This window comes from Mesorhizobium sp. ArgA1 (assembly GCF_053714375.1).
In genome coordinates this window covers 1-347 of record NZ_JBSKBQ010000164.1, presented here as the reverse complement: position 1 = coordinate 347, position 347 = coordinate 1, and the positions used below count along the sequence as shown (strand labels likewise).

Annotated in this window: 1 protein-coding gene; it reads left to right on the top strand. The window is 55.6% G+C overall.

Going from position 1 to position 347, the window contains the following annotated elements; genetic code table 11:
- Positions 1–114: 114 nt before the first annotated feature.
- The coding region (locus tag ACWGTI_RS32825) for a helix-turn-helix domain-containing protein (protein ID WP_454590701.1) at positions 115–347 on the top strand (233 nt) is incomplete at its 3' end.

Sequence of the window (347 nt, the reverse complement as noted above, 5' to 3'; positions counted from 1 at the left end):
GCCCACATGTCTGCCACCTCCGTAAAATGGCCTCGGGATCCAGGCCGACCGTCGCCGGCACCCGGCCTCACCAACCGGTTTAAGTCTCCCACCCAATTGAAAGGAGTATGTGCGATGAAAGACTGTGTTCCGACCCCAGAGACGAGCGCCTTACGCATGGCCTGCGCGAATCCGGTTTTCAACGTTCAGGCTGCCAAGAACAAAGCGCCGTGCAACGATTGTGTCGGGGTTAAAAGGCTAACGAAAAGAGAAACGGACGTCCTCGTGTGGGCGGCCGCCGGAAAAACGACCTGGGAAACTGCACAAATACTTGGAATAAAGGAGACGACAGCGAACTGTTACATAAG